The sequence below is a fragment of the Spartobacteria bacterium UBA695 genome (assembly GCA_002298145.1).
In the GTDB taxonomy this organism is placed as follows: domain Bacteria; phylum Verrucomicrobiota; class Verrucomicrobiia; order Chthoniobacterales; family Chthoniobacteraceae; genus UBA695.
Genome location: DBMP01000006.1, coordinates 313,152 through 333,943, shown reverse-complemented (window position 1 = coordinate 333,943; position 20,792 = coordinate 313,152). Strand labels below are relative to the sequence as shown.

At 62.6% G+C, this 20,792-nt stretch carries 17 protein-coding genes; 14 read left to right on the top strand and 3 right to left on the bottom strand.

Features of this window, described 5'->3' with window-relative positions:
* Nucleotides 1–58: 58 nt before the first annotated feature.
* The 9 genes from B2828_RS03275 (at nt 59) to B2828_RS03235 (ending at nt 10,460) form a co-directional block, all read left to right on the top strand.
* Nucleotides 59–1,444 (top strand): nitronate monooxygenase, encoded by a 1,386-nt coding sequence (locus tag B2828_RS03275; RefSeq protein WP_479632254.1) that lies wholly within the window; start codon nt 59–61, stop codon nt 1,442–1,444.
* Between the two features lie 93 nt (nt 1,445–1,537).
* Nucleotides 1,538–2,905, top strand: a complete 1,368-nt coding sequence (locus B2828_RS03270; protein ID WP_479632253.1) for a sigma-54-dependent transcriptional regulator — start codon at nt 1,538–1,540, stop codon at nt 2,903–2,905.
* 2 nt (nt 2,906–2,907) lie between these two features.
* The gene (locus B2828_RS03265; RefSeq protein ID WP_479632252.1) at nt 2,908–4,704 is read left to right on the top strand and encodes an ArnT family glycosyltransferase; all 1,797 of its coding nucleotides are present in this window, start codon (nt 2,908–2,910) and stop codon (nt 4,702–4,704) included.
* Between the two features lie 21 nt (nt 4,705–4,725).
* Complete coding sequence (xseB, locus tag B2828_RS03260) at nt 4,726–5,028, top strand: exodeoxyribonuclease VII small subunit (protein WP_479632251.1); 303 nt, start codon at nt 4,726–4,728, stop codon at nt 5,026–5,028.
* A 1-nt stretch (nt 5,029) separates the two neighbouring features.
* Nucleotides 5,030–6,922, top strand: a complete 1,893-nt coding sequence (gene dxs, locus B2828_RS03255) for a 1-deoxy-D-xylulose-5-phosphate synthase (protein WP_479632250.1) — start codon at nt 5,030–5,032, stop codon at nt 6,920–6,922.
* Nucleotides 6,923–6,950: 28 nt separating this feature from the next.
* Nucleotides 6,951–8,306, top strand: coding sequence for a tRNA (N6-isopentenyl adenosine(37)-C2)-methylthiotransferase MiaB (gene miaB, locus B2828_RS03250; RefSeq protein ID WP_479632249.1), 1,356 nt, complete (start codon nt 6,951–6,953; stop codon nt 8,304–8,306).
* A 3-nt stretch (nt 8,307–8,309) separates the two neighbouring features.
* Nucleotides 8,310–8,870, top strand: a complete 561-nt coding sequence (locus tag B2828_RS03245) for a hypothetical protein (protein ID WP_479632248.1) — start codon at nt 8,310–8,312, stop codon at nt 8,868–8,870.
* Nucleotides 8,871–8,894: 24 nt separating this feature from the next.
* A complete protein-coding gene (locus B2828_RS03240) occupies nt 8,895–9,554 on the top strand; it encodes an NAD(P)H-dependent oxidoreductase (protein WP_479632247.1) in 660 nt (219 codons plus the stop codon).
* Nucleotides 9,555–9,653: 99 nt separating this feature from the next.
* Nucleotides 9,654–10,460 carry a hypothetical protein gene (locus B2828_RS03235; RefSeq protein ID WP_479632246.1) on the top strand — a complete coding sequence of 269 codons (807 nt, stop codon included), beginning with the start codon at nt 9,654–9,656 and terminating at the stop codon, nt 10,458–10,460.
* Here B2828_RS03235 and B2828_RS03230 read toward each other — a convergent pair.
* Nucleotides 10,422–11,345, bottom strand: coding sequence for a rhomboid family intramembrane serine protease (locus B2828_RS03230; protein ID WP_479632245.1), 924 nt, complete (start codon nt 11,343–11,345; stop codon nt 10,422–10,424). The two genes, B2828_RS03235 and B2828_RS03230, sit on opposite strands and share 39 nt — an antisense overlap.
* A 149-nt stretch (nt 11,346–11,494) precedes the next feature.
* Between B2828_RS03230 and B2828_RS03225 the strand changes: the two genes are divergently transcribed.
* A complete protein-coding gene (locus tag B2828_RS03225; RefSeq protein ID WP_479632244.1) occupies nt 11,495–12,478 on the top strand; it encodes a hypothetical protein in 984 nt (327 codons plus the stop codon).
* A gap of 27 nt (nt 12,479–12,505) precedes the next feature.
* Here B2828_RS03225 and rsmA read toward each other — a convergent pair whose 3' ends face one another.
* Nucleotides 12,506–13,858, bottom strand: coding sequence for a 16S rRNA (adenine(1518)-N(6)/adenine(1519)-N(6))-dimethyltransferase RsmA (rsmA, locus tag B2828_RS03220; protein WP_479632243.1), 1,353 nt, complete (start codon nt 13,856–13,858; stop codon nt 12,506–12,508).
* 114 nt (nt 13,859–13,972) lie between these two features.
* Here rsmA and B2828_RS03215 point away from each other — a divergent pair, with 114 nt between their 5' ends.
* From B2828_RS03215 to B2828_RS03200, 4 genes are all read left to right on the top strand, one after another.
* Nucleotides 13,973–15,880 carry a serine/threonine-protein kinase gene (locus tag B2828_RS03215; RefSeq protein WP_479632242.1) on the top strand — a complete coding sequence of 636 codons (1,908 nt, stop codon included), beginning with the start codon at nt 13,973–13,975 and terminating at the stop codon, nt 15,878–15,880.
* Nucleotides 15,867–16,619: an RNA polymerase sigma factor gene (locus B2828_RS03210; protein ID WP_479632241.1), complete on the top strand. Its 753-nt coding sequence runs from the start codon at nt 15,867–15,869 to the stop codon at nt 16,617–16,619. Before B2828_RS03215 ends, B2828_RS03210 begins: the two co-directional genes overlap by 14 nt.
* Nucleotides 16,620–16,703: 84 nt before the next feature.
* On the top strand, nt 16,704–18,692 hold the full coding sequence (locus B2828_RS03205) for an ATP-dependent DNA helicase (RefSeq protein ID WP_479632240.1): 1,989 nt from the start codon (nt 16,704–16,706) through the stop codon (nt 18,690–18,692).
* 14 nt (nt 18,693–18,706) lie between these two features.
* Entirely contained in the window at nt 18,707–19,261 is a 555-nt protein-coding gene (locus tag B2828_RS03200) for a hypothetical protein (protein WP_479632239.1), read from the top strand.
* 22 nt (nt 19,262–19,283) lie between these two features.
* On the opposite strand, the gene B2828_RS03195 is transcribed toward B2828_RS03200, so the two are convergent.
* Complete coding sequence (locus tag B2828_RS03195) at nt 19,284–20,690, bottom strand: DEAD/DEAH box helicase (protein WP_479632238.1); 1,407 nt, start codon at nt 20,688–20,690, stop codon at nt 19,284–19,286.
* Nucleotides 20,691–20,792: the final 102 nt, after the last annotated feature.

The following is a 20,792-nucleotide window of genomic DNA, read 5'->3' as shown; positions in this document are numbered from 1 at the left end:
TTATGTCAGGCTCTGAGCTCTTTCACACATGTTTTATCCCAAAATTATACAGGGGGGCATGGGCGTAGGGGTATCCAACTGGGTCCTTGCCCGTGCCGTTTCTATCGCGGGCCAACTCGGAGTGGTCTCCGGCACCGCGCTGGATGTGGTCCTTGCCCGTCGGCTCCAATTGGGTGACCCCGACGGACATGTTCGCCGCGCCCTGGATCATTTTCCGTTCCCTGAAATCGCCAAGCGCGTTTGGGAAACCTATTTCGTTGAAGGGGGCATCCCCAAAGGGCAGCCCTACAAGCCCGTGCCGCTGATGACGGCCACCCCCCACCAGAGCGTCTTGGAGCTCCATACGCTGGCAAATTTCGTGGAGGTCTTCCTGGCCAAGGCCGGGCATGCGGGGTCCGTCGGGATCAACTTCCTGGAGAAAATCCAGATGCCCACACTGGCCTGCATCTTTGGTTCCATGCTCGCCGGAGTCGATTTCATCTTGATGGGGGCGGGGATTCCGCGCGCCATTCCCGGGGTGCTTGATCAGTTCGCAAAAGGCCAGGCTGCCCGCCTCAAGCTCGACGTCGAGGGGAGCACGCCGGACAAAGAGTTCGCCTCCACCTTCGATCCCGAGAAATTCTGCGGCTGCAAAGTTCCCGAACTCAAGCGCCCGCACTTCCTGGCCATCATCACCTCGGCCACCCTCGCTCTGACACTTTCTAAAAAATCGACCGGCAAGGTGGATGGTTTCGTCGTCGAGGGCGAATCCGCCGGGGGCCACAACGCCCCGCCTCGCGGCGTCATGCAGCTCAGCGTCGACGGCGAGCCGATCTACGGCGAGCGCGACCTGCCCGATCTCAAAAAAATCGCCGCCATCGGCCTGCCCTTCTGGCTGGCGGGCTCCTACGGCGCTCCTGGCAAATTGCGGGAGGCCCTCGATCTCGGCGCCACCGGCATCCAGGTAGGCACAGCCTTCGCTTTCTGCGAGGAGTCCGGCATCACGCCTGAAATTAAAGAAGCCGTCCTGCGCGAAGCGGCCTGCGGCACCCTCAAGGTGCATACCGACCCCCTGGCTTCCCCGACCGGCTTCCCCTTCAAAGTCCTGCAACTCAAGGGCAGCGTCGCCGATCCGGCCGTCTACGACACCCGTTGCCGCGTATGCGACCTGGGGTATTTGCGGCATCCGTACCAGAAAGCCGACGGCACGCTCGGCTACCGTTGCTCTGCCGAACCGGCCACCGCCTTTTTAAGAAAAGGGGGCAAGGAAGCGGAGCTCGAAGGCCGCAAATGCGTTTGCAACGGCCTGGTAGCCACCGCCGGTTACGGCCAGCTCCTGTCCGGGGACAAAGTCGAAGCCCCGCTCCTGACGGCGGGCGACGACGTCGTCAACATCCGGCGGTTCCTGAAACCGGGGCAGTTGACCTACACGGCAAAAGACGTCATCGACGCCCTACTGGCCTGACAGAGGGGGCAAACTCGTGCCAATTTGGCTCGAATTTTGCTCCTTCGAGGTTGCAGCCATTAGCGCAGGCAGCTACCTTTGGGACTCGCCTCCATGACCCCGACACTCCTCATTGTTGATGACGAAAAGCACACCCGGGACGGGTTGCGCAGTTCGTTGGAAGACAATTATGACGTTTATGTGGCGGCCGACATCCAGGAGGCGCTCAACATCCTGGAAGCCGATCCGGTCGACGTCATGGTGACCGACCTGCGTCTGGGCGGCGAGGACGGCATGAAGTTGATCGACAAGGCCCTCGCCCTGCCGCATTCGCCCGTTTGCATCATGATGACCGCCTACGGCTCGGTCGATACCGCCGTCGAGGCGATGAAACACGGCGCCTACGATTTCATCACCAAGCCGCTCAACATCGACCGCCTGGAGATCCTGATCCAGCGCGCCCTGCGCAGCCGCCAGGCCGAGCAGGAAAACACCGAACTGCGCCAGCAGGTCGAGCAGCGCTTTGGCCTGGAAAACATCATCGGCAACTCGGCGGCGATGAACGAAGTCTTCGACGTCATCCGCCAGGTAGCCCCCTCGCGGGCCACGGTCCTCATCCTGGGCGAAAGCGGCACCGGCAAGGAACTCGTCGCCCGGGCCATCCACAACCTTAGCGGCCGACCCAAGCAGAAATTCGTGGCCGTCCATTGCGCCGCCCTCTCGCCGCAGCTTCTGGAGAGCGAACTTTTCGGGCACGAACGGGGAGCGTTCACCGGAGCCATGGAGCGCCGCGTCGGTCGCTTCGAACACGCCAACGGAGGCACGCTTTTTCTTGATGAAATTGGCGAAATCGACTCCAACCTCCAGGTCAAAGTCCTGCGGGTCTTGGGTGAAGACCGTTCCTTTGAGCGGGTGGGCGGCAACCAGCCCATCAAAGTCGACGTGCGCCTCGTGGCGGCCACCAACAAGAACCTGGAGAAAATGGTCGCCGAAGGGAAATTCCGTGACGACCTTTTCTACCGCCTCAACGTCGTCCAGATCACCCTTCCTCCCCTGCGGGAGCGCAAGGAAGACATCCCGCTCCTGGTGAACTCCTTCCTCAAACAGTTCGCCAAGGAAAACGGGAAACCCTTCCGGGAATTGACCTCCGAGGTCATGGATGCCATTCTCGCCTACGACTGGCCGGGCAACGTTCGCGAACTGCGCACATCAGTGGAGCACGGCGTCGTCATGGCCACCGGCGCGAAGATCGGCCTGAGGGATTTTCCCATGACCATTCGCCAGGCCAAATCCGCAGCTCCAGGGAAACCGGTGATCCTCCCGAGCGGCGGCAACTATTTGAATTTACACGAAACCGAACATCGGCTCATCATGAGGGCTTTGGATGAAAGCAAAGGCAACCGCACGGAGGCGGCAAAGAGGCTTGGAATCAGCCGCCGCACGCTCCACCGCCGTTTGCAGGAAATCAATACCACGACATAACCATGCCTTCTGATCAACAAGTACAGGACCTCGTCTACCAATTGGAGGAGGGGCGGTGGAAGAAGTGGATCACGCTCGGCGTTTTCATCTCGATCGCCATCATGGCGTTTGTCGGCTTTGTTCTGGACCCGTGGTACTGGGGCTTCTACCGGGGGCTCCAACACCCGAAGGCCATGGAGGCGGCGGAGGTCGCCCGCGAAGTCGCGCGAGGGAACGGCTTCACCACCAAGATGATTCGCCCGCTGGCCATCGCCCAGTTTCGGACCAACCGGGGCGTGATTCCAGGAGGCACCGTGCCCGATACCTTCCAGGCTCCGCTCTGGCCCCTGACGGTTGCCCCGTTCTACCTGGCGCTGGACAAGTGGCCCGATTCGTTCATTCCCTTTCGGCTCTCCCACAAGGATCGCTGGGCCGTTTCGCCGCGGGATTATATTTACGCGGGCGACCGCGTCATCTCGGGCGTCGCCACGCTCTTCCTGCTCCTTTCCATCATCGTCAATTACTTCACCGCGCGGCGGCTTTTTGACAACCACATCGCCCTTTGGACCGTGGTGTTTATGTTCGGCTGCTCGCTGCTCTGGAAATGGGCCCAGAGCGGTTTGCCGCAGATGCAGATGCTCTTCTTTTTTAGCACGGCCATGTACACGCTGGTGAGGGCCATCGAATTTCACAACGATACCCAGAGGTGGCCGTTTCTTTGGCTGTTGGCCACAACGGTCTTTTTGGGCTTTCTGACCCTTTGCCATGGGATCGGTTTCTGGGTATTCCTGGGAACGGCGCTCTTTTGCGCCATGTATATTTCCGGCTGGCGGAAGACCCTCATTTTGATGCTGGGCGTGTTTGCGATCATGATGCTGCCGTGGCTTTGGCGCACCACCAGGGCCTGCGGCAACCCGTTTGGGGTGGCTATTTTCACTCTGGTGGAACAAGTGCGCGGCACCGAGAACGCCATCATGCGTTCGGGCGACTACGAATTCCCGGGGTTGTCTCCGACGATTTTCCGGCAAAAACTCCAATCGGGCATCGTTGGGCAGTTTTCTAACCTTTTCAGCTCGCTGGGGGGTGTTTTAGTGGCGCCCGCCTTTTTCCTTGGGCTGCTGCATAACTTCAAGCATCCGACGCCCCGGGGATTCCGCTGGGGCCTCTTGTCCATATGGGTTTTCTCAGTCATCGGCATGGCCCTCTTTAACCTCGCCGAGGAGGATGCTGGCAGCGGGCTTTCGGCAAATGATTTGAACGTCCTGTTCATTCCGCTTTTCAGCTCGTTTGGCATGGCGTTTCTGCTGGTGCTCTGGATGCGTCTGGAGATCTCCGTCGCCATCCTTCGGTACGCCTTTTACGTCCTGGTCTTCGTGCTCTGCTCCTTCCCGATGCTTAACACGCTGACCATGCGAACCCGGGCCGCCGTTCAGTGGCCGCCGTATTTCCCGCCCGGGATCGGTATTTTGCGCGAATGGACGCAGCCGAGCGAAATCATCGTCTCCGACATGCCCTGGGCCGTTGCGTGGTACGCCGACCGCAAGAGCCTCTGGCTGCCAGCCTCCATCCAGGAGTTTCTGGAGATCAACGACTACCGCAAACTCGGTGGGCACGTTGCGGGCATTCACCTTACCCCCATTAGCGGCAACAAAGGGCTCATCTCCGACATCGTGAAAGGCGATTTTAAACAATGGGCCCCGTTTGTATTGCGCAGCGTTAACATCAAAGACTTTCCGATGCGCGCCGTGACGGCTCTGCCCATCGATCAACAGTGTATCTTCTACAGCGACCACGACCGGTGGACCGATCGCTCCGAATAGCTCTTTTTTTTGTCAGTCATCATGGGAAAAAACCAAACCTTTGAACAAGCCGTTGAACGGCTGGAATCGCTGGTCGAAGCGATGGAAAGCGGTCAATTGCCGCTGGAAGAAATGCTCGACCGTTACGAAGAGGGGACCCGCCTGGTGCAATTTTGCAGCGAGAAACTTGCCGCCGCCGAAAAACGCATTGAGATTGTAACCCGCAACGCCGCCGGAAAACCGGAAGTTGCGCCGTTTGATCCCAACGCGCCGACGCCCGCTCCTTCAAACCGTCCCGCCAAGGCCGCAAAGCCGTCAACCGAGGACGAAATCAGCCTGTTTTAGCATGGGGTATCTGGAAAATATCAAACATCCGTCCGACCTAAAGGCGCTTCCCGAGAGCGTCCTTCCGGAACTTGCGGAGGAAATTCGCGCAACGCTCATCAACACGCTTTCCGAGGAGAATCCGCATTCCGTTGGCGGCCACCTCGGGCCGAACCTAGGCGTGGTGGAGTTGACCCTCGCCCTGCATCGCGTCTTTGACACGCCCAAGGACAAGATCATCTTCGACGTCGGCCACCAGGGCTACGTGCACAAGATGCTCACCGGTCGCGCGGGCAAACTCAATACGATCCGGCAATACGAAGGGCTCAACGGCTTCCTGCTCCGGACCGAAAGCGAGCACGACTGCTACGGCGCGGGCCACGCAGGCACAGCGCTTTCCGCCGCCCTCGGCCTAGCCGTGGGGCGCGACCGGCGCGGTTCGGACGAATCGGTCATCTGCGTGGCGGGCGACGGAGCCTTTACCTGCGGCGTCAGCTTCGAGGCGCTCAACAACGTGGCCGGGTCCACCAAGCGGCTCATCGTGGTCTTGAACGACAACGAGTGGAGCATCGCCCGCAACGTCGGAGCCATCGCCGATTACTTCAATAAAATCGCCACCAACCCGCTCTACTTCCGCCTGCACGAAAAGACGGCGCAAATCGTCGAGCGCATCGGTGGCCAGATGGCCCGCAACCTGGGCAAAAAGGTCGAGGAAGGCATCAAGGGCCTCGTCCTCCAGAACGTCATTTTCGAGGAACTGGGCCTGCGCTACTACGGCCCTATCGACGGCCACGACCTGCCGCGCCTGATTCGCGCCTTCGAGTTCCTTAAAACGCAGAACTCCCCCGTCCTGCTGCACGTCCTGACGCAAAAAGGGCGGGGCTACGAACCCGCGATGAAGCGGCCCGACAAATTCCACGGCCTGGGCCGGTTCAACCACGACACCGGTGAGACCGTTCCCTCGGCCACGCCGACGTATTCCGAGATTTTCGGCAAAACGCTCGCCAAGTTCGCCAACGACAATCCCGCCATCTGCGCCATCACCGGCGCGATGCCGACCGGCACGGGCCTGGTCCACTTCGCCAACGAGCACCCCGACCGCTACTACGACGTCGGCATCGCCGAAGAGCACGCCGCGATCTTCGCCAGCGGCCTGGCCATCCAGGGCTTCCGGCCTTTCGTGGCCATCTACTCGACCTTCATGCAGCGTGCCTACGACATGATCGTGCACGACATCGCCTTGCAGCATCTCAACGTGGCCCTCTGCATGGACCGCGCGGGCTTGAGCGGCGACGACGGCCCTACGCACCACGGCCTCTTTGACATCAGCTTCCTGCGTTCCATCCCGGGCCTCATCCACATGCAGCCCAAGGACGAGGACGAATTCGTGGACATGCTCTGGACCATCCTGCACCACGACGGCCCCTCCGCCATCCGCTACCCGCGCGGCACCGGCACGGGCGTCACGCCAAAGGAAACGCCCCGGCTGCTGGAAATCGGCAAGGCCGAGGTCGTCCGCGAAGGCACCGACGTCGCGATCCTGGGCTTGGGCAACATGCTGGAGCTCGCCCTGGCAGCCGCCTGCCAGCTTGAAGAGCGGGGAATCTCCGCCGCGGTCATCAACCCGCGCTGGATCAAGCCGCTCGACACGGATCTTATCGAGCAATACGCCCGCAACGTGCGCGTCCTTTGCACCGTGGAGGACCATGTGCTCACCAACGGCTTCGGCAGCGCTGTGCTGGAGCACCTCGCCGACGCCGGGCTGAGCCCCGCCGCGGTGGTGCGCGTTGGCTGGCCCGACGCCTTCATCGAGCACGGTAGCGTCTCGGTATTACGCAAGAAGCACGGGATCACGCCCGAGGCGATTGTCGAAAAAATCGTCCCGCATTTTTCCGAAAGCTTGCAACAACCCTAGCGCCGGTCCGGGCCCATCTTTCAAGCGCATGGCCAAAGTCCTGATCAAGACCTACGGGTGCCAGATGAACGAGCGCGACTCCGAACAGGTCGCGCAAATGCTCATCGCGCGCGGCCATGAGCTGACCACGAGCGAAAAGGAGGCCGACGTCATCCTGCTTAACACATGCAGCGTGCGCGACATGGCCGAGCAGAAGGCGCTGGGCAAAATGCGCCTCCTGGCCCATCACCACAAAGGGAAGGGGAAAGTCCTCGGCTTCCTGGGCTGCATGGCACAGAGCCGCGGCTCCGAGCTCACCGCCAAGGCCGACTTGGTCGTGGGAACGCAGAAATTTCACCGCGTGGCCGATTACGTCGAGGAGCTCCTCGCCCGCAAGGCACAGCCCTCGATGGACGACGCCCGCTTTTCCATCGTCGATGTCGAGCCCGAGCCCGGTTCGCAGGAGGAGATCCGCGACCACTCGCTGCGCCCCCGGCAATCGAGCGCCTTTGTCTCCGTCATGCAGGGCTGCAACATGCGCTGCACCTTCTGCATCGTGCCCCAGACGCGCGGATCGGAGCGGAGCCGGGCCATCCCCGAGATCGTGCGGGAGGTAGAGGGGCTCGTCGCGCGCGGCGTTCGGGAAGTCACCCTCCTGGGGCAGATCGTGAACCTCTACGGGCGGAGCGAATTCCCCAAAGTGGAGGGCAAATCGCCCTTCGTGCAGCTTTTGGAGGCCGTCCACGGCGTCCCCGGCCTGGAGCGGCTGCGCTTTACCTCGCCGCACCCGATCGGCTACAAGGCCGACTTGATCGAAGCCTTCTCCCGGCTCCCGAAGCTGGCCGAGCATGTGCACCTTCCGCTGCAATCCGGCTCCGACCGCATTCTCAAAACCATGCACCGGGGCTACACCGCCGAGGCCTTCGTCGCCCTGGCCGAAAAGATCCGCGCCGCGCGGCCCGGCATGGCCATTACGACCGACATCATCGTCGGCTTCCCTGGCGAAACGGAGGAGGACTTCCAGGCCACGCGCGAAGTCTGCCGTCGCGTCCGGTTCGATAACGCCTTTATTTTCCGCTACTCCCGCCGCAAGGATACCCCTGCCGCCGCCATGGAGGGCCAGCTCGATGACGCCACGCTCGAAGCCCGCAACCAGGACCTCCTGGAGCTGACCAACGCCATCATCCGCGAACAGCTCGAAACCTACGTCGGCCACCGCGTCGAAGTCCTCTGCGAAGGCCCCAGCAAAAACAACCCGGCCCGCCTCACCGGGCGCACGCGAAGCAATAAAATCGTGCTCTTCGAGGGCGGGGAAGACCTCATTGGCCGGATGGTCGAGGTCGACATCCAAAGAACGAGCGGGTTCTGCTTGTATGGCGACGTGGTTTCGCGTTTGCTTTCCTAATCCATGATTTATCCAACCTTGAGTCTGCAAACCGTGGGGCTGGTGGTCGGCGTGCTGCTGCTTTTGGCGCACCTGGGGGCGCTCTTTTTCGCGCCGGTCTGTCAGCGGCTGCTGCGCCGCTTTCCGCGTTCGGGCGAAGCGGGGGCCGTGCTCTTGACCGTGGCCACCGTCTGGGCCGTCTCGCTCCTGGCGACGATGGACCTGGGGGAATTTTCCTCCTACCGGCAGATTTTCATGGGCGTCGTCATCGCGGGCTACGTGCTGACGCTGGTTTTCGTGCGGGAGTTCCTGGCCGTGCGGGCGCTGGGGATGCTGCTCTTACTCGCTGCCGAGCCGCTGATTGAAGCCGCCTTCCTCCGGCCTGAAACGAGCCGCCTGCTCCTGACCGTGCTGGCCTACATCTGGGCCACGGCGGGGATGTTCTGGGTCGGTAAACCGTATCTCCTGCGCGACCAGATCGAATGGCTCGGACGCGGCGTCTGGCGCTGGCGCGTGGCGGCGCTGGGCGGGGTGCTCTACGGGGCCGTTCTCACGATTGCCGCCGTGACCTTGTACCACGGCTAAAACCATGCGTATATTGGAGGCACTATGTCACAAGCTCCCTTTGCTTCGAACGAAGCGGTTTTAGCCGCCCTGAACTGGCGCTACGCCACCAAGCAATTCGATCCCGCCCGGAAAATCTCCGAGCAGGACTGGAAGACCCTCGAAGAAGCGCTCATCCTGAGCCCGTCCGCCTTCGGCCTGCAACCGTGGAAATTCCTGGTCATCACCGACCAGGCCACGAAAGAGAAGCTCGTTCCGGTTTCCTGGAATCAGCGGCAGGTGGCTGATTGCTCGCACCTGGTGGTCTTCGCACATCCCAAGACGCTCGACCTCGATTTTGTGGACCGCTTCCTGCAACGCACCGCAGAGGTGCGCGGCGTGCCGGTGGAGTCGCTGGCCGCCTACCGGGAGATGATTGGCAAATCGCTCATCGACGGCCCCGAGCGCGAGGCGCTGGGCTCCTGGAGCCGCCGCCAGACCTTCATTGCGCTGGGTAACTTCCTGACTAGCGCGGCGCTCCTTGGCATCGATGCCTGCCCGATGGAGGGCATCGTCCCCACGGAATACGACCGCATCCTGGGCCTGGACCAGCGCGGCCTCGCCACCTGCGCGGCGTGCCCCGTTGGCTACCGCGCGGAGACGGACAAATACGCCCAGCTCGCCAAGGTCCGCTTCGAGCCGAAGGACCTCATCGAGTACATCTAGCATTGGCCCATCCGGCAAGGCTGCGCAGCCTCAGTGAGCCGGAGCGAGCCCATCGGGCATCCCTTTCCGCCGGGGATTCCGAACCCATAGGGAATACCCATGAACCGTCTATCATGGAAGGCGTACTTTATTGTTGCCGTCTCGCTGTTGGTGATCTGGCTGGCCCTGCGCGCCACGTTGCTGGCAGCTGAGCCGGTGAGCACCCGCTATTTTCCGCTGGAGAAGGGCAATTACTGGATTTACCAGGGGGAGACCCGCTGGGTGGAACCGCAACGGGGGGGCCGCCGTAGCGGTAAGCCTCAGGCCAAATGCGCGGTGCTGACCTGGAAAATGGAGGTTGCAGAGACGCTTTCCGGCAACGGCTGGCAGGCGGCTTTGTTGAAGGGCTTCCCGAGCGAACTCTCCTGGTACGAACCCGGGCAGGTGCGCGGCGACCATCTTGTCCTTCAAGTCGGGGCCGGTTCGTATTTCCTTTTTCACGAATCCGACGCGCGGGAGATCTGGGCGGGGCTGAAAAAAGGGGGGCCGCTTGCGCCAGGCGTGGCGACGGCTGAATCGCTCTTTTTCACGGCGCCGCTCGTCCGGGGCCGGATCTACGGGGGGAGCCGCCAGAACGTGAAGCGCGGCCTCTACTGCTGGACGGTGAAGGCAGAGCGCCCGTTCGACCCCAACCGCTTCCCTGGAGCGCCGGTCATTCCGCCCGGGCGGGAGTTCACGCTGGTCTACACCACGACGCCCGATGACACTACGGTCAACTTCGTGCCGGGGATCGGGATGGTCGCTTACCACTACCGCCACCATGGCACCCCGGCGGAGACCACCCTCACGCTGGTCGAGTTTAGCACCTCGAAGCCCGTTCCCGCCGCCTCACAGGAAAGCCCAGCCCCAGGCGATCGCGGGAATTAGCAGGGCGGCGGTCGCTAGGGCTTTTTGGACCGGGGGTGGCGTTTTTTCTGGCAGGTGGGTCCACCCCAGCAGCGTCCCCAGGAGGAGCCCGCAGAGCATCCCGAAGCCGTGGGCCAGGATATCGACGTTGCCCGTCCCGTCGCCTACGCCCAGGTAAGCCAGCAGCGCCAGCCCGGCGGAGAAGGGGAGAAAGACGTGGCGCGGGCGGAACGAAGCCCACTTCCGGCGCTGAAACGCGACGGCTACCTGAAAGCCGACCAGCAACCCCAGGCCCCCGAACACGGCGGTCGAGGCCCCGATGGAAAGGTGGTCGCCGCCCCGGTGGCTCAGCGCGTTGAGGAGGTTGCCCCCCAGGCCGCTCAAGACCAGCCCCAGCCAGGTCCAGCCGCTCCCGAGCAGCGGCAGGAGCGACCAGGCGAAGACCAAGCCGCAGGCGATGTTTGCAGTCAGATGCCCCAGGTCGGCGTGGAGTGTCAGCGCCGTGACGGTCCGCCAGAGTTCGCCGTGCAGAATGGCCTGGGCGTCGGCTTGGCCGTGAGTTACCCAGCCCGGCCCCCGCGAGGCCTGGATCGCGAACCAGAACAGCATGACCCAGATGAAAGCGTACAGGGAGAAGGAGCCTGGCCTGGGGGCTGTTTTGCCCGCCTCGGCTTCCGCCTGGGCTTCGAGAAGCGCGGCCCGCTCGGCGGCTCGTTCGGCCTCGAATTTCTCCAGCTCTTCGGTAACCGCGTCCACATCGTGGCCGTCCACATAAAGGGAAAAGAGCCCGTCCTCCTCCAGAATCCAGTACGGCTTTTCGATTGCGAGAACGACGAGCCCGCGCTCCTCGGCTTGATCGCGCCGAAGATAATGGCCAACCTGAATCAGTTCGCGGGCGGGGCGCATGGGAAAAAGCGATTCGTTGACAGGCCCCCCCAAAAGCCAACGGGGCCCAAGCAAGAAGGCATGATACGGGCTAAGCCGCAGAATCAAAGGTGGAAATTAGCCATGCACGCTGTTGACGAAGCCCCCTCGGATTCATCATAAGGGTAAGCATGGAAACCTCTGTCTGTACGCTTTTTGAGGGAAACTACCATTTTGGCGTGGGCGCGCTGGTTAACTCCCTCTGCCGGACGGGGTTCCAGGGAACGGTCTTCGCGGGCTACCGGGGCGAATTGCCGGAGTGGCTGGCGGCGTTGGGGCCGTCCCAAAACGCGGCGGGCCATACGCTGGCGCGCGTGACGGACAAAGTGAGCCTGGTCTTTGTCCCGATGGCCGGGACCTGGCACCTGACGAACCTGAAAGCCGCGCTGATGCTCCGCGTTTTGCGCGAATTGAGCCCCGGGACGGAGCGCATTTTTTGTTTCGATCCGGATATCGTCTGCCTGGCTCCCTGGAGCTTCTTTGAGGGGTGGGTTGACGAAGGGGTTGCGCTGGTTATTGACGGGAATTTTCCCATGCCGCAAAATCACCCTGTTCGCAAGGCATGGCGGCGCTATTGCGAGCCTCACGGGCTGAAGTTCGCGGGCACCGCGCAGGATTACTACTTTAACGGCGGCTTCCTGGGAATCACGCGCAGGGACATCGCCTTCCTGGAGGCGTTGCAGAAAATCCATGAGCTCATCGAACCGGAGGGAATCCTCTCCCTGCCGATGGGCCTGGCGGGCGCGCCGGAGTACAAGCGGCGGCGGAGCTACCCCTTCTGGCTGCGGGATCAGGATGCGCTCAATATCGCGGCGGACCTTGAGGGGATGAACCTCAGCCCCATGGGTTGGGAGGCCATGGGGTGGCGGCAGCCTTTCGAGTTCATGCTGCACGCCTGCGGCAGCCCCAAGCCGTGGGCCACGAACATCTTGCGGGAGGCGATCCGGGGGAAAACGCCCGAGGCGCTGATGAACTTTACCTTTCTCGACCACTTCTCGGGTCCGATCCCGGTCATGAGCGCGGAGGAAATTCGCCGCCGGATCTGGCAGGTGCGGATTGCCGGGGCCATCGCGCCCCTCTGCGGCGCGCTCCAGTGGCTTAAGCGCAGCCGGTAATTAACGACTTTGTTTTTTTTCTCCTCCCTACCGGCTCTCTTTCCAGACCTGGAAGGAGGAAAGAAAGCTGTTGGAGAAATCCTGCGGGCGGGCTGCCGTCCAGCGTTCCAGAAGCGGGATCGGGAAGAAGAGGCCGCTCTCGATTTCGGCGCGGGGCCAGTGGAAGGGGCCATCGTGTTCGGTCCGGAAAATTTGCACGAATTCCCAGCCCGTCTTGGGCCCGGCGGGGTGGGTGCCGATCAGGGTAAGCGGGGCTGAGACGCCGAGCTCCTCGCCCAGTTCGCGCTCGGCGGTTTCGAGATAATCCGCGCCCGCGTTGACGTGCCCCGCCGCGCTGGAATCCCAGCGGCCTGGGTTGGCGTCCTTGAAGCGGGAGCGCTTCTGGAGAAACAGGTCGCCTCGTTTGTTGAAGACAAAAATGTGCACGGAGCGGTGCCGGAGCTTTTGGGTGTGGACTTCGTGGCGGCTGGCTTGGGCGATGACGCGGTTTTCGTCATCCACCACGTCGAAGCGCTCGCCGTGGACGTCCTGGGCCTTGGCGTTGAAGGTTTCGGGGTCCTTGGCGGCCTCCACATAGCGCGTGAGGTCCACCCACTGGCGCAGGCTGAGCGCCTCGCCCCGGACGGTTTCCTCGATGCCGAGGGCGGTGCAGAGGGCCGACCAGTCGAGCTCATGGTGGGCCAGCATTTTGCGGAGCATTTTCCGGCGCTGGGAGAAGCCTTCCTTTACCAGGCGGTTGAAAAGCCGGGCGTCGCAATCGGGAAGCTCAGCCGGGTCGCGCGGGGTCAGCGCGATGACGCCGCTTTCGACGTTCGGCGCGGGGAGAAAGGCGCTCCCGGGAATGGTCCGGATGTAGTCCACCTTCCAGCGGCGGCCGACGATGAGCGTAATGGCTCCGTAGTCCTTGGTGGAGGGCTTGGCGGAGAGGCGCTCGGCCATTTCCTTCTGGAGCGTGAAGACGAGCTTGCCCACCGGCGAGGGCTCGGCGGTGAAGGCGAGAAGCACCTGGCTGGAGACGTAATAAGGGAGGTTGCCGAGCACCTTGGCCGGGCCGCGCGGGAAGAGTTCCCGCAAATCGTACTCCAGCGCGTCCTGGTGGAGGATCTCCACGTTCGGGTGGTCCCGGAAGCTCTCCTGCAAGTAACCGGCCAGGCGGCCATCCTTTTCGATCAGCGTGGCCGAGCCGCACTTGGGCACCGCGAACTCGGTGAGCGCCCCCAGGCCGGGGCCCACCTCCACGAGGTGATCGGTGGGCGAGAGATCGAGCTGACCGACGATCCACGCGGCGGTTTCCTCGTCCTGGAGGAAATTCTGGCCGAGGCTCTTCGTGGGACGGGTCTGGAGGGCCGACAGGGCGTTTTGGATTTCAGCGCGGTTCATGAATAATGGGGGCAAAGATGAGGCAGCTTTTTCCCGGATGCGAGCCAAAGATTCTTTGTAACATTTCCTCCGTTTCGCTTCTGGGGTTGGTATATGAATGAAGCTCATTCCCCCATGACTGGCAAAAATACTTGTTCCCGCTGTGGTTCTTCCCTGCCCGCCGGGGTGCTTTCCGGGATGTGCCCCGCCTGCCTGCTCCAGATGGGAGCCGCGCCAGAAACGGTGACCGAGCCCGGCGGCCCGGTGTTCGTGCCGCTGACTGTGGAGGCGCTCGCCCCGCTTTTTCCGCAACTGGAGATCCTGGAACTCATCGGTAAGGGCGGGATGGGTGCAGTTTATAAGGCAAAACAGAAGGAACTCGACCGGCTGGTGGCGCTTAAAATTCTGCCGCCCGGCAGCTCTGGTGGCCGCTCGACTGCGTTTGCGGAGCGGTTCGCGCGGGAGGCCCGGGCTCTGGCGCGGCTGAACCACCCGGGGATCGTGACGCTTTATGAATTTGGACACGTGGAAGGCGAGGTGCCGCTCTACTTTTTTCTCATGGAATTCGTGGACGGCGTGAATCTGCGCCAGTTGCTTGGCCAGGGGCGGATTTCACCCCGGGAGGCGCTGGCCATCGTGCCGCAGATTTGCGATGCGCTCCAATACGCCCACGACCAGGGCATCGTCCACCGCGACATCAAGCCGGAGAACATTCTCATGGATCGGCGGGGCCGGGTGAAGGTGGCCGATTTTGGGCTGGCGAAGATTGTCGGAACGGACGAGCCCGCGCCTTTTGACGTGCCCGGGGAGGCGGATGACCTGACAAAAACCGGAGCGATCATGGGCACTCCGCGCTACATGGCCCCGGAGCAGACGGCCGCGCCGGGCGAGGTGGATCACCGGGCGGATATCTACGCGCTGGGGGTGGTCTTTTACCAGATGCTGACCGGCGAGTTGCCGGGACCGCACATCGAGCCGCCCTCCAGGAAGGTGCAGGTGGATGTGCGGCTGGACGAGGTGGTGCTGCGGGCGCTGGAGGAGAAGCCGGAGCGGCGCTATCAGCAGGCGAGCGTGTTTAAGACCCAGGTGGAGACGATTGCCGCCGGGCGAGCTTCCTCGGTGGGGGCTTCCTACGAATATCGCAGCCGGGCGACGCTCTTTGGTTTGCCGCTGCTACACATGACCTATGGCAACGATCCGGCGACGGGGCAAATCCGGGCCGCCCGGGGTATCGTGGCAATCGGCGGCATGGCCCAGGGTGTCATTGCGATCGGGGGAGCTGCCTTTGGCGGGCTGGCTTTTGGAGGCGTCGCGGCGGGGTTGCTGGCCTTCGGTGGGCTTTCGATGGGGCTGTTTTCCATCGGAGGGTTGGCGCTCGCGCTGATTCTGGCCCATGGAGGGCTGGCGGCAGCTCCGGTGGCGATGGGCGGGGCGGCCTTGGGGTATTTTGCCAATGGCGGCTGGGGCTATGGCCTTCATGTCTGGAGTTCCGCCATCCGGGACCCGGAGGCCATGCGGTTTTTCCAGAGCCCGTGGATGCCTTCTTTGCAGACGCTCTTGAATCTCGCCAATGCGCTGTGGATCGTGATTTTCGGGTTGGGCATGGGGGCGTTGTTTTGGGCTAAGGCGGCGATGGGGGGCGGGGGAAGCGCCACGCCGCTTCCTGAAGCGGCAAGCCAGCCCGCAGACTCAGACGAACCCTCGCCTTGGCAACCGATCATGGCGCTCCTGGGGGCGCTGGTGTGCGTGGTGGGGCTGATCGTCGCGGTTGCCCTGCCGTTTCCCTTTAATGCGGTTATTGCCCTGATGGGCTGGTTTGGGCTGACGGTGGCGGGGTTGAAGTTGATGGGGCTCTGGCCCTGGCGCTCCCCGCTTTTCCCGAAATCCACCTGGACGGGGCGGCATCTCCGGTCGCGAAAGCGGAAGATTTTCCTGCTGCTGATCCTGATCCCTTGGGTTGTCCTATCGCTGCATTCGATGTCGGTCTTGTGGGTCTATGCGCATGATGGGGCCGCAAAGAAAGGGGAAAATGCCAATCATTGAAATGGGGGCATCCCGGCAAAGCTCCGGCGACCTCTTTGCCACCACGCGCTGGACCGCCGTGATCGCGGCGGGGATGCGGGGTTCGCCACAATCCGAGCGGGCGCTCGAAGAACTTTGCGAGGCCTATTGGTATCCGCTTTACGCCTACGTGCGGCGGCGGGGGCACTCGCGGGAGGACGCGGAGGATCTCACTCAGGCGTTTTTCAGTCGGCTCCTGGATGGCCGCTCCCTGGAGGGGCTGAGTGCGCAGCGCGGGCGTTTCCGGGCCTTCCTGCTGGCCTCGATGAAGCACTTCCTGGCCAATGAATGGGACCGGGCAAACCGGCTGAAGCGAGGCGGCGGGCGGGTGCATCTTTCGCTCGACTGGGCGACGGCAGATACCCAGTTCAAGATCGCCGACCGCTGCGCAGCCAGCCCCGAGGCGCTCTTTGATCGGGAATGGGCGCTGGCTCTGCTGGAGCGGGTCCTTGAGGGGCTGCGAAACGCCTACGCCGCCGAGGGGCATGGCCCGCTTTTTTCGGCACTTCAACCGCTGCTGCTTCCGGAGACCGGCGGCGGGCGCATTGCCGACGCCGCCCGAAGCCTCGGCATGGAGGAGGGGACCCTCCGGGTGGCGCTGCACCGGTTGCGGAAGCGCTACCGCAAGCATCTGAGGGAGGAAATCGTCCAAACGCTCGAAAATCCCGCCGAGGTGGATGAGGAAATGAGGACCCTTTTTCAGGCCTTTGCGGCGGGTTAAGCCGGGGCATTTCCCTGAAGAACGCAAATTTTTCCTCATGGGTCTTGAAACCGCCACCCATTGGAGCGCATTTTAAGCGTTCCCATGATTGCGTTCCGCGACGAAGTTGGCGACGAGTTTGTCGAGCGCGTTCGGCAGATTTTCTCGCCGGACGGTCTCCTCGCGGTCGCGCGCAATTTCGAATACCGCCCCGAACAGCAGCAGATGGCCGTGGCCGTGGCCAAGGCGCTCTCGGAGGAACGCCATCTCGTCGTGGAGGCGGGGACGGGCGTGGGCAAGTCCCTGGCGTACCTGGTTCCGGCCATTCTCTTTGCTCTGGCCCACGGGAAAAAGGCGGTGATCTCCACTTACACGATCAATCTCCAGGAACAGCTGGTTTATAAGGATATCCCGATCCTCCAGAAGGTGCTCCCCGTGGAGTTTGAGGTGGCGCTCTGGAAGGGGCGGCAGAATTACCTCTGCCCGAGGCGCTTGGAGCGGGCAATGCAGACTTCGGCGGATCTCTTTACGTCGCCGGAGCAGGAGGAGCTTAAGCGCATTTACGAGTGGTCCACGACGACGCAGGACGGTTCGCTGGCCGATTTCTCGGTGGAACCCGATCCGGCGGTCTGGGCCCAGGTGTGCAGCGAGCCGCATCTTTGCACGGTCAAAACCTGCGGTGGAAATGATAGTAAGTGCTTTTATCAGCGGGCGCGTAAGAAGCTGATTTCCGCTGACGTGGTGGTGATGAACCACACGCTCTTTTTCCTGAACGCCGCCGGGGCCGACGAGGCGGATGAACAGAGCGGGTATATTTTCGCCAACGACTTCGTGATTTTCGACGAAGCCCACACGGTGGAGGGCGTGGCGGCTAAGCAGATCGGGATGAATATCTCGCAGTTTAGCCTGAAGTATGCCCTTCAGCGGCTCTATAACGAGCGCACGAAGAAGGGGCTCTTTACGCAGTTGCGCAACCCGGACGGCGTGAGGGAGGTGACGGCGCTCCTTTCGCAGGTGGACGATTTTTTCAACACGGTCTCGGACAAGGCCCCATTCAACCCCAGGGGGAGGGAGGTGCGCATTCGGCAGGCGGATTTCGTGCCGGATACGATCACGGGCGAGCTGGGCAAGCTGCAAGAGCACATCGTGGGCATCCTCAAAGGGGTGGAGGACGATATTACCAAGGGCGAACTGCAGGAGATGGGCCGCCGGGTTCGCGATGCGCGCCTGGGCATCGCCACGTTCCTTTCGCAGACGGCTGAGGACTACGTCTACTGGGTGGAGAAAACGGGCAAGCAGGGGCAATTCTGCGCGCTCAACGCCGCTCCGGTGGACATTGCAGCACACCTCCGGGCGATGTTGTTTAAGGAGGGCTCCTCGTGCATCATGACCAGCGCGACGCTCTCGGTGGGCAGCGCGGAGCTGAACTATTTCCGCAATCGCGTGGGAGGCCAGGAGGTGACGGCGGAGCAGGTGGGCAGCCCGTTCGATTACGAAAAGCAGATGCGTCTCTACGTGACGCGCAAGATGCCCGACCCGCGTGACGCCGGTTACGAGGAGGCGCTGGCGGGGCAGGTGCAACATTTCGTGGAGATGACCAACGGGCGGGCGTTCGTGCTCTTTACCAGCTACAAGACGATGCAGTCGATGGCGGAGCGGCTCACCAAGCCGTTCGTCAAGAAGGGGTGGAATTTGCTGGTGCAGGGGAGCGGGCTTTCGCGGCACCGGCTGGTGGAGGAGTTTAAGAAGGAGGAGGACCCGAATGTGCTTTTCGGGACGGATAGCTTTTGGAGCGGCGTGGATGTGCCGGGCGAGGCGCTCTCGAATGTGATCATTACGCGCCTGCCGTTTGCGGTGCCGGATCACCCGCTCATTGAGGCCCGGCTTGAGGTGATCCAGGCGCAGGGGGGCGATCCCTTTGCGGAGTATTCGCTGCCGGAGGCGATCCTCAAGCTGCGCCAGGGGGTGGGGCGGCTCATCCGCACGAAGTCGGACAAGGGGATCGTGGTGATCCTGGACCCCCGCATTCTAACCAAGGGCTACGGCAACGCGTTTATGAAGGCGCTGCCGAAGTGCCCGGTGGAGATTGTGTAGGAGACCAGAGGGCCATGAATCTGCTTTTCCCGCGAATTCAATGGCGCCTTCTGCCTCGGATGGCGGGGATCGCCTGCCTTGGGGCCCTGGTGGCGGGAGGGTATGGAGTTCTTCACGATCAAATCACCTACACCATTTCGCCAGAGTACTTTACCAAGCTGAAATCCGCCCAGTTTGCCTATGCTAATTTTGGGTTCCCAACACGCGTTTTTGTCGCGGAGATCGGGTTTCTCGCGACATGGTGGGTGGGTCTGTTTTCTGGCTGGTTTCTGGCGCGGATTGCCTTGCCTGTGTGGCCAATCCGCAAGGCTTTTCATAAATGCCTCAAGGGCTTTACGCTTATTTTTGTTCTAGCCGCCGGGGCTGGAGTTTTCGGTTATTTGCTAGCGCTGCTCCATTCCCGGGATTATTCGGATTGGCAGGAAATGACTTCGTGCTTGGATATCCAAGATGTGCCCGCCTTCGTCCGGGTGGCCTACATCCACGCCGGAGGATACATTGGCGGCCTTGCAGGCCTCTTGATTTCGCTCGGCTGGAGCTTCCACCAAAAGAAGCTCAGCCGTCAATAAGGACGATTGAAGCAGGGCAGGCCTACCGCCGCCCGGGGCTCCAGGTCATGCCGCCGGGGATGCCGCGCAGGCTCGGAACTGCCTTGGCTTTGCCGGGGCCCCGTGAAGGGCCGCCACGGGACGATCCGGAGGCTTTCTCTTGCCGGGATTTGCCGCCGCCGCTGTTGTGCGACCGGGGCTGGCTGCTGCTGTTGCTGCTTTCGCTGTTGCGGCCGCCACGGGATTGACCCTGCCTCGAGCTGCCTCCACGGCGGGGACGCTCTCCGTCGCCTTCCACTTGCTTGGGCGCGGCGGCTCCGTAGTTGAAGCCGTCGGCCTTTTTCCGGACGATGCCGCGGCCAATGAAGCGCTCCAGCGAACGGAGCGCGGCGCGGTCTTCATCGGTGACGAAGCTGGTGGCGACGCCGACTTGCTGGGCCCGGCCCGTGCGCCCGATGCGGTGGACGTAGTCCTCGGAGTGCATGGGGAAGTCAAAATTGATGACGTGCGAGATGCCGTCGACGTCGATGCCGCGCGCGGCGATGTCCGTGGCGACGAGGACCCGCACGACGCCGGATTTGAAGTCTTTCAGGGCCCTTAGGCGCTGGTTTTGCGACCGGTTGGAGTGCAGGGCGGCGGTCTTGATGCCCGCGCGCTCCAGGTTGCGGGCGATGCGGTCCGCGCCGTGCTTGGTGCGCGAGAAGACGAGCACGGTATCCAGGGCGGGATCGGCCAGCAGGTGCAGGAGGAGCGCCGGTTTCAGGTGCTTGGGCACTTCGTGGATGAACTGCGTGACGGTCTCCGCCGGGTTGGAGCGGCGGCCGATTTCCACGACTTTCGGCGCGTGCTGGAATTCGTGGGTGAGGGTCTCGATTTCTTTCGAAAGCGTGGCGGAGAAGAGCAGTGTCTGGCGCTGGGGCGGCAGGGTGCGGATGATGCGCCGGATGTCGGGCAGGAAGCCCATGTCGAGCATCCGGTCGGCTTCGTCGAGGACGAGGTGGCGCAGGCCGGAGAAGTTGCCGTAGCCCTGCTTCATCAAGTCCAGGAGGCGGCCCGGGGTGGCGATGATCAGCTCGGTGCCAGCCTTGAGGGCGGCGATTTGCGGGCGTTCGCCGACGCCGCCAAAGACGGTGGCGTGGCGCAGCGGCAGATACTTGGCGTAAATCTGGACATTCTCCTCGATCTGTGCGGCTAGCTCGCGCGTGGGGGCCAGGATGAGGGCGCGGGTGCCCGGTTTGTTGCCGCCGCCGGTGGTGGCGACGAGGTTGGTGAGGATGGGGAGGACAAAAGCGGCGGTTTTTCCGGTGCCCGTCTGGGCGATTCCGATGAGGTCGTTTCCAGCCAGGATGAGGGGGATGGACTTGGCCTGGATAGGGGTCGGTTCCTTATATCCCGCGTCGTGGATGGCTTTGAGGATATTGGGACCGAGCCCGAGATTGCTAAATGGCATAAGGGATCAGTTTCAACCCCGGAGGCAAGGAAGGCACGCTCTAATTTCACGAATATCAGGGAAATCCCGGCGTGACCGATGTGCCGCCCGATGCTAGACAAT

Coding starts and splice junctions, on each gene's coding strand:
- B2828_RS03225 (WP_479632244.1), top strand. CDS start 11,495: ATGGAAACCTCTGTCTGTACGCTTTTTGAGGGAAACTACCATTTTGGC.
- B2828_RS03210 (WP_479632241.1), top strand. CDS start 15,867: ATGCCAATCATTGAAATGGGGGCATCCCGGCAAAGCTCCGGCGACCTC.
- dxs (WP_479632250.1), top strand. CDS start 5,030: ATGGGGTATCTGGAAAATATCAAACATCCGTCCGACCTAAAGGCGCTT.
- xseB (WP_479632251.1), top strand. CDS start 4,726: ATGGGAAAAAACCAAACCTTTGAACAAGCCGTTGAACGGCTGGAATCG.
- B2828_RS03235 (WP_479632246.1), top strand. CDS start 9,654: ATGAACCGTCTATCATGGAAGGCGTACTTTATTGTTGCCGTCTCGCTG.
- B2828_RS03245 (WP_479632248.1), top strand. CDS start 8,310: ATGATTTATCCAACCTTGAGTCTGCAAACCGTGGGGCTGGTGGTCGGC.
- B2828_RS03230 (WP_479632245.1), bottom strand. CDS start 11,345: ATGCGCCCCGCCCGCGAACTGATTCAGGTTGGCCATTATCTTCGGCGC.
- B2828_RS03205 (WP_479632240.1), top strand. CDS start 16,704: ATGATTGCGTTCCGCGACGAAGTTGGCGACGAGTTTGTCGAGCGCGTT.
- B2828_RS03265 (WP_479632252.1), top strand. CDS start 2,908: ATGCCTTCTGATCAACAAGTACAGGACCTCGTCTACCAATTGGAGGAG.
- miaB (WP_479632249.1), top strand. CDS start 6,951: ATGGCCAAAGTCCTGATCAAGACCTACGGGTGCCAGATGAACGAGCGC.
- rsmA (WP_479632243.1), bottom strand. CDS start 13,858: ATGAACCGCGCTGAAATCCAAAACGCCCTGTCGGCCCTCCAGACCCGT.
- B2828_RS03270 (WP_479632253.1), top strand. CDS start 1,538: ATGACCCCGACACTCCTCATTGTTGATGACGAAAAGCACACCCGGGAC.
- B2828_RS03240 (WP_479632247.1), top strand. CDS start 8,895: ATGTCACAAGCTCCCTTTGCTTCGAACGAAGCGGTTTTAGCCGCCCTG.
- B2828_RS03200 (WP_479632239.1), top strand. CDS start 18,707: ATGAATCTGCTTTTCCCGCGAATTCAATGGCGCCTTCTGCCTCGGATG.
- B2828_RS03215 (WP_479632242.1), top strand. CDS start 13,973: ATGACTGGCAAAAATACTTGTTCCCGCTGTGGTTCTTCCCTGCCCGCC.
- B2828_RS03275 (WP_479632254.1), top strand. CDS start 59: ATGGGCGTAGGGGTATCCAACTGGGTCCTTGCCCGTGCCGTTTCTATC.
- B2828_RS03195 (WP_479632238.1), bottom strand. CDS start 20,690: ATGCCATTTAGCAATCTCGGGCTCGGTCCCAATATCCTCAAAGCCATC.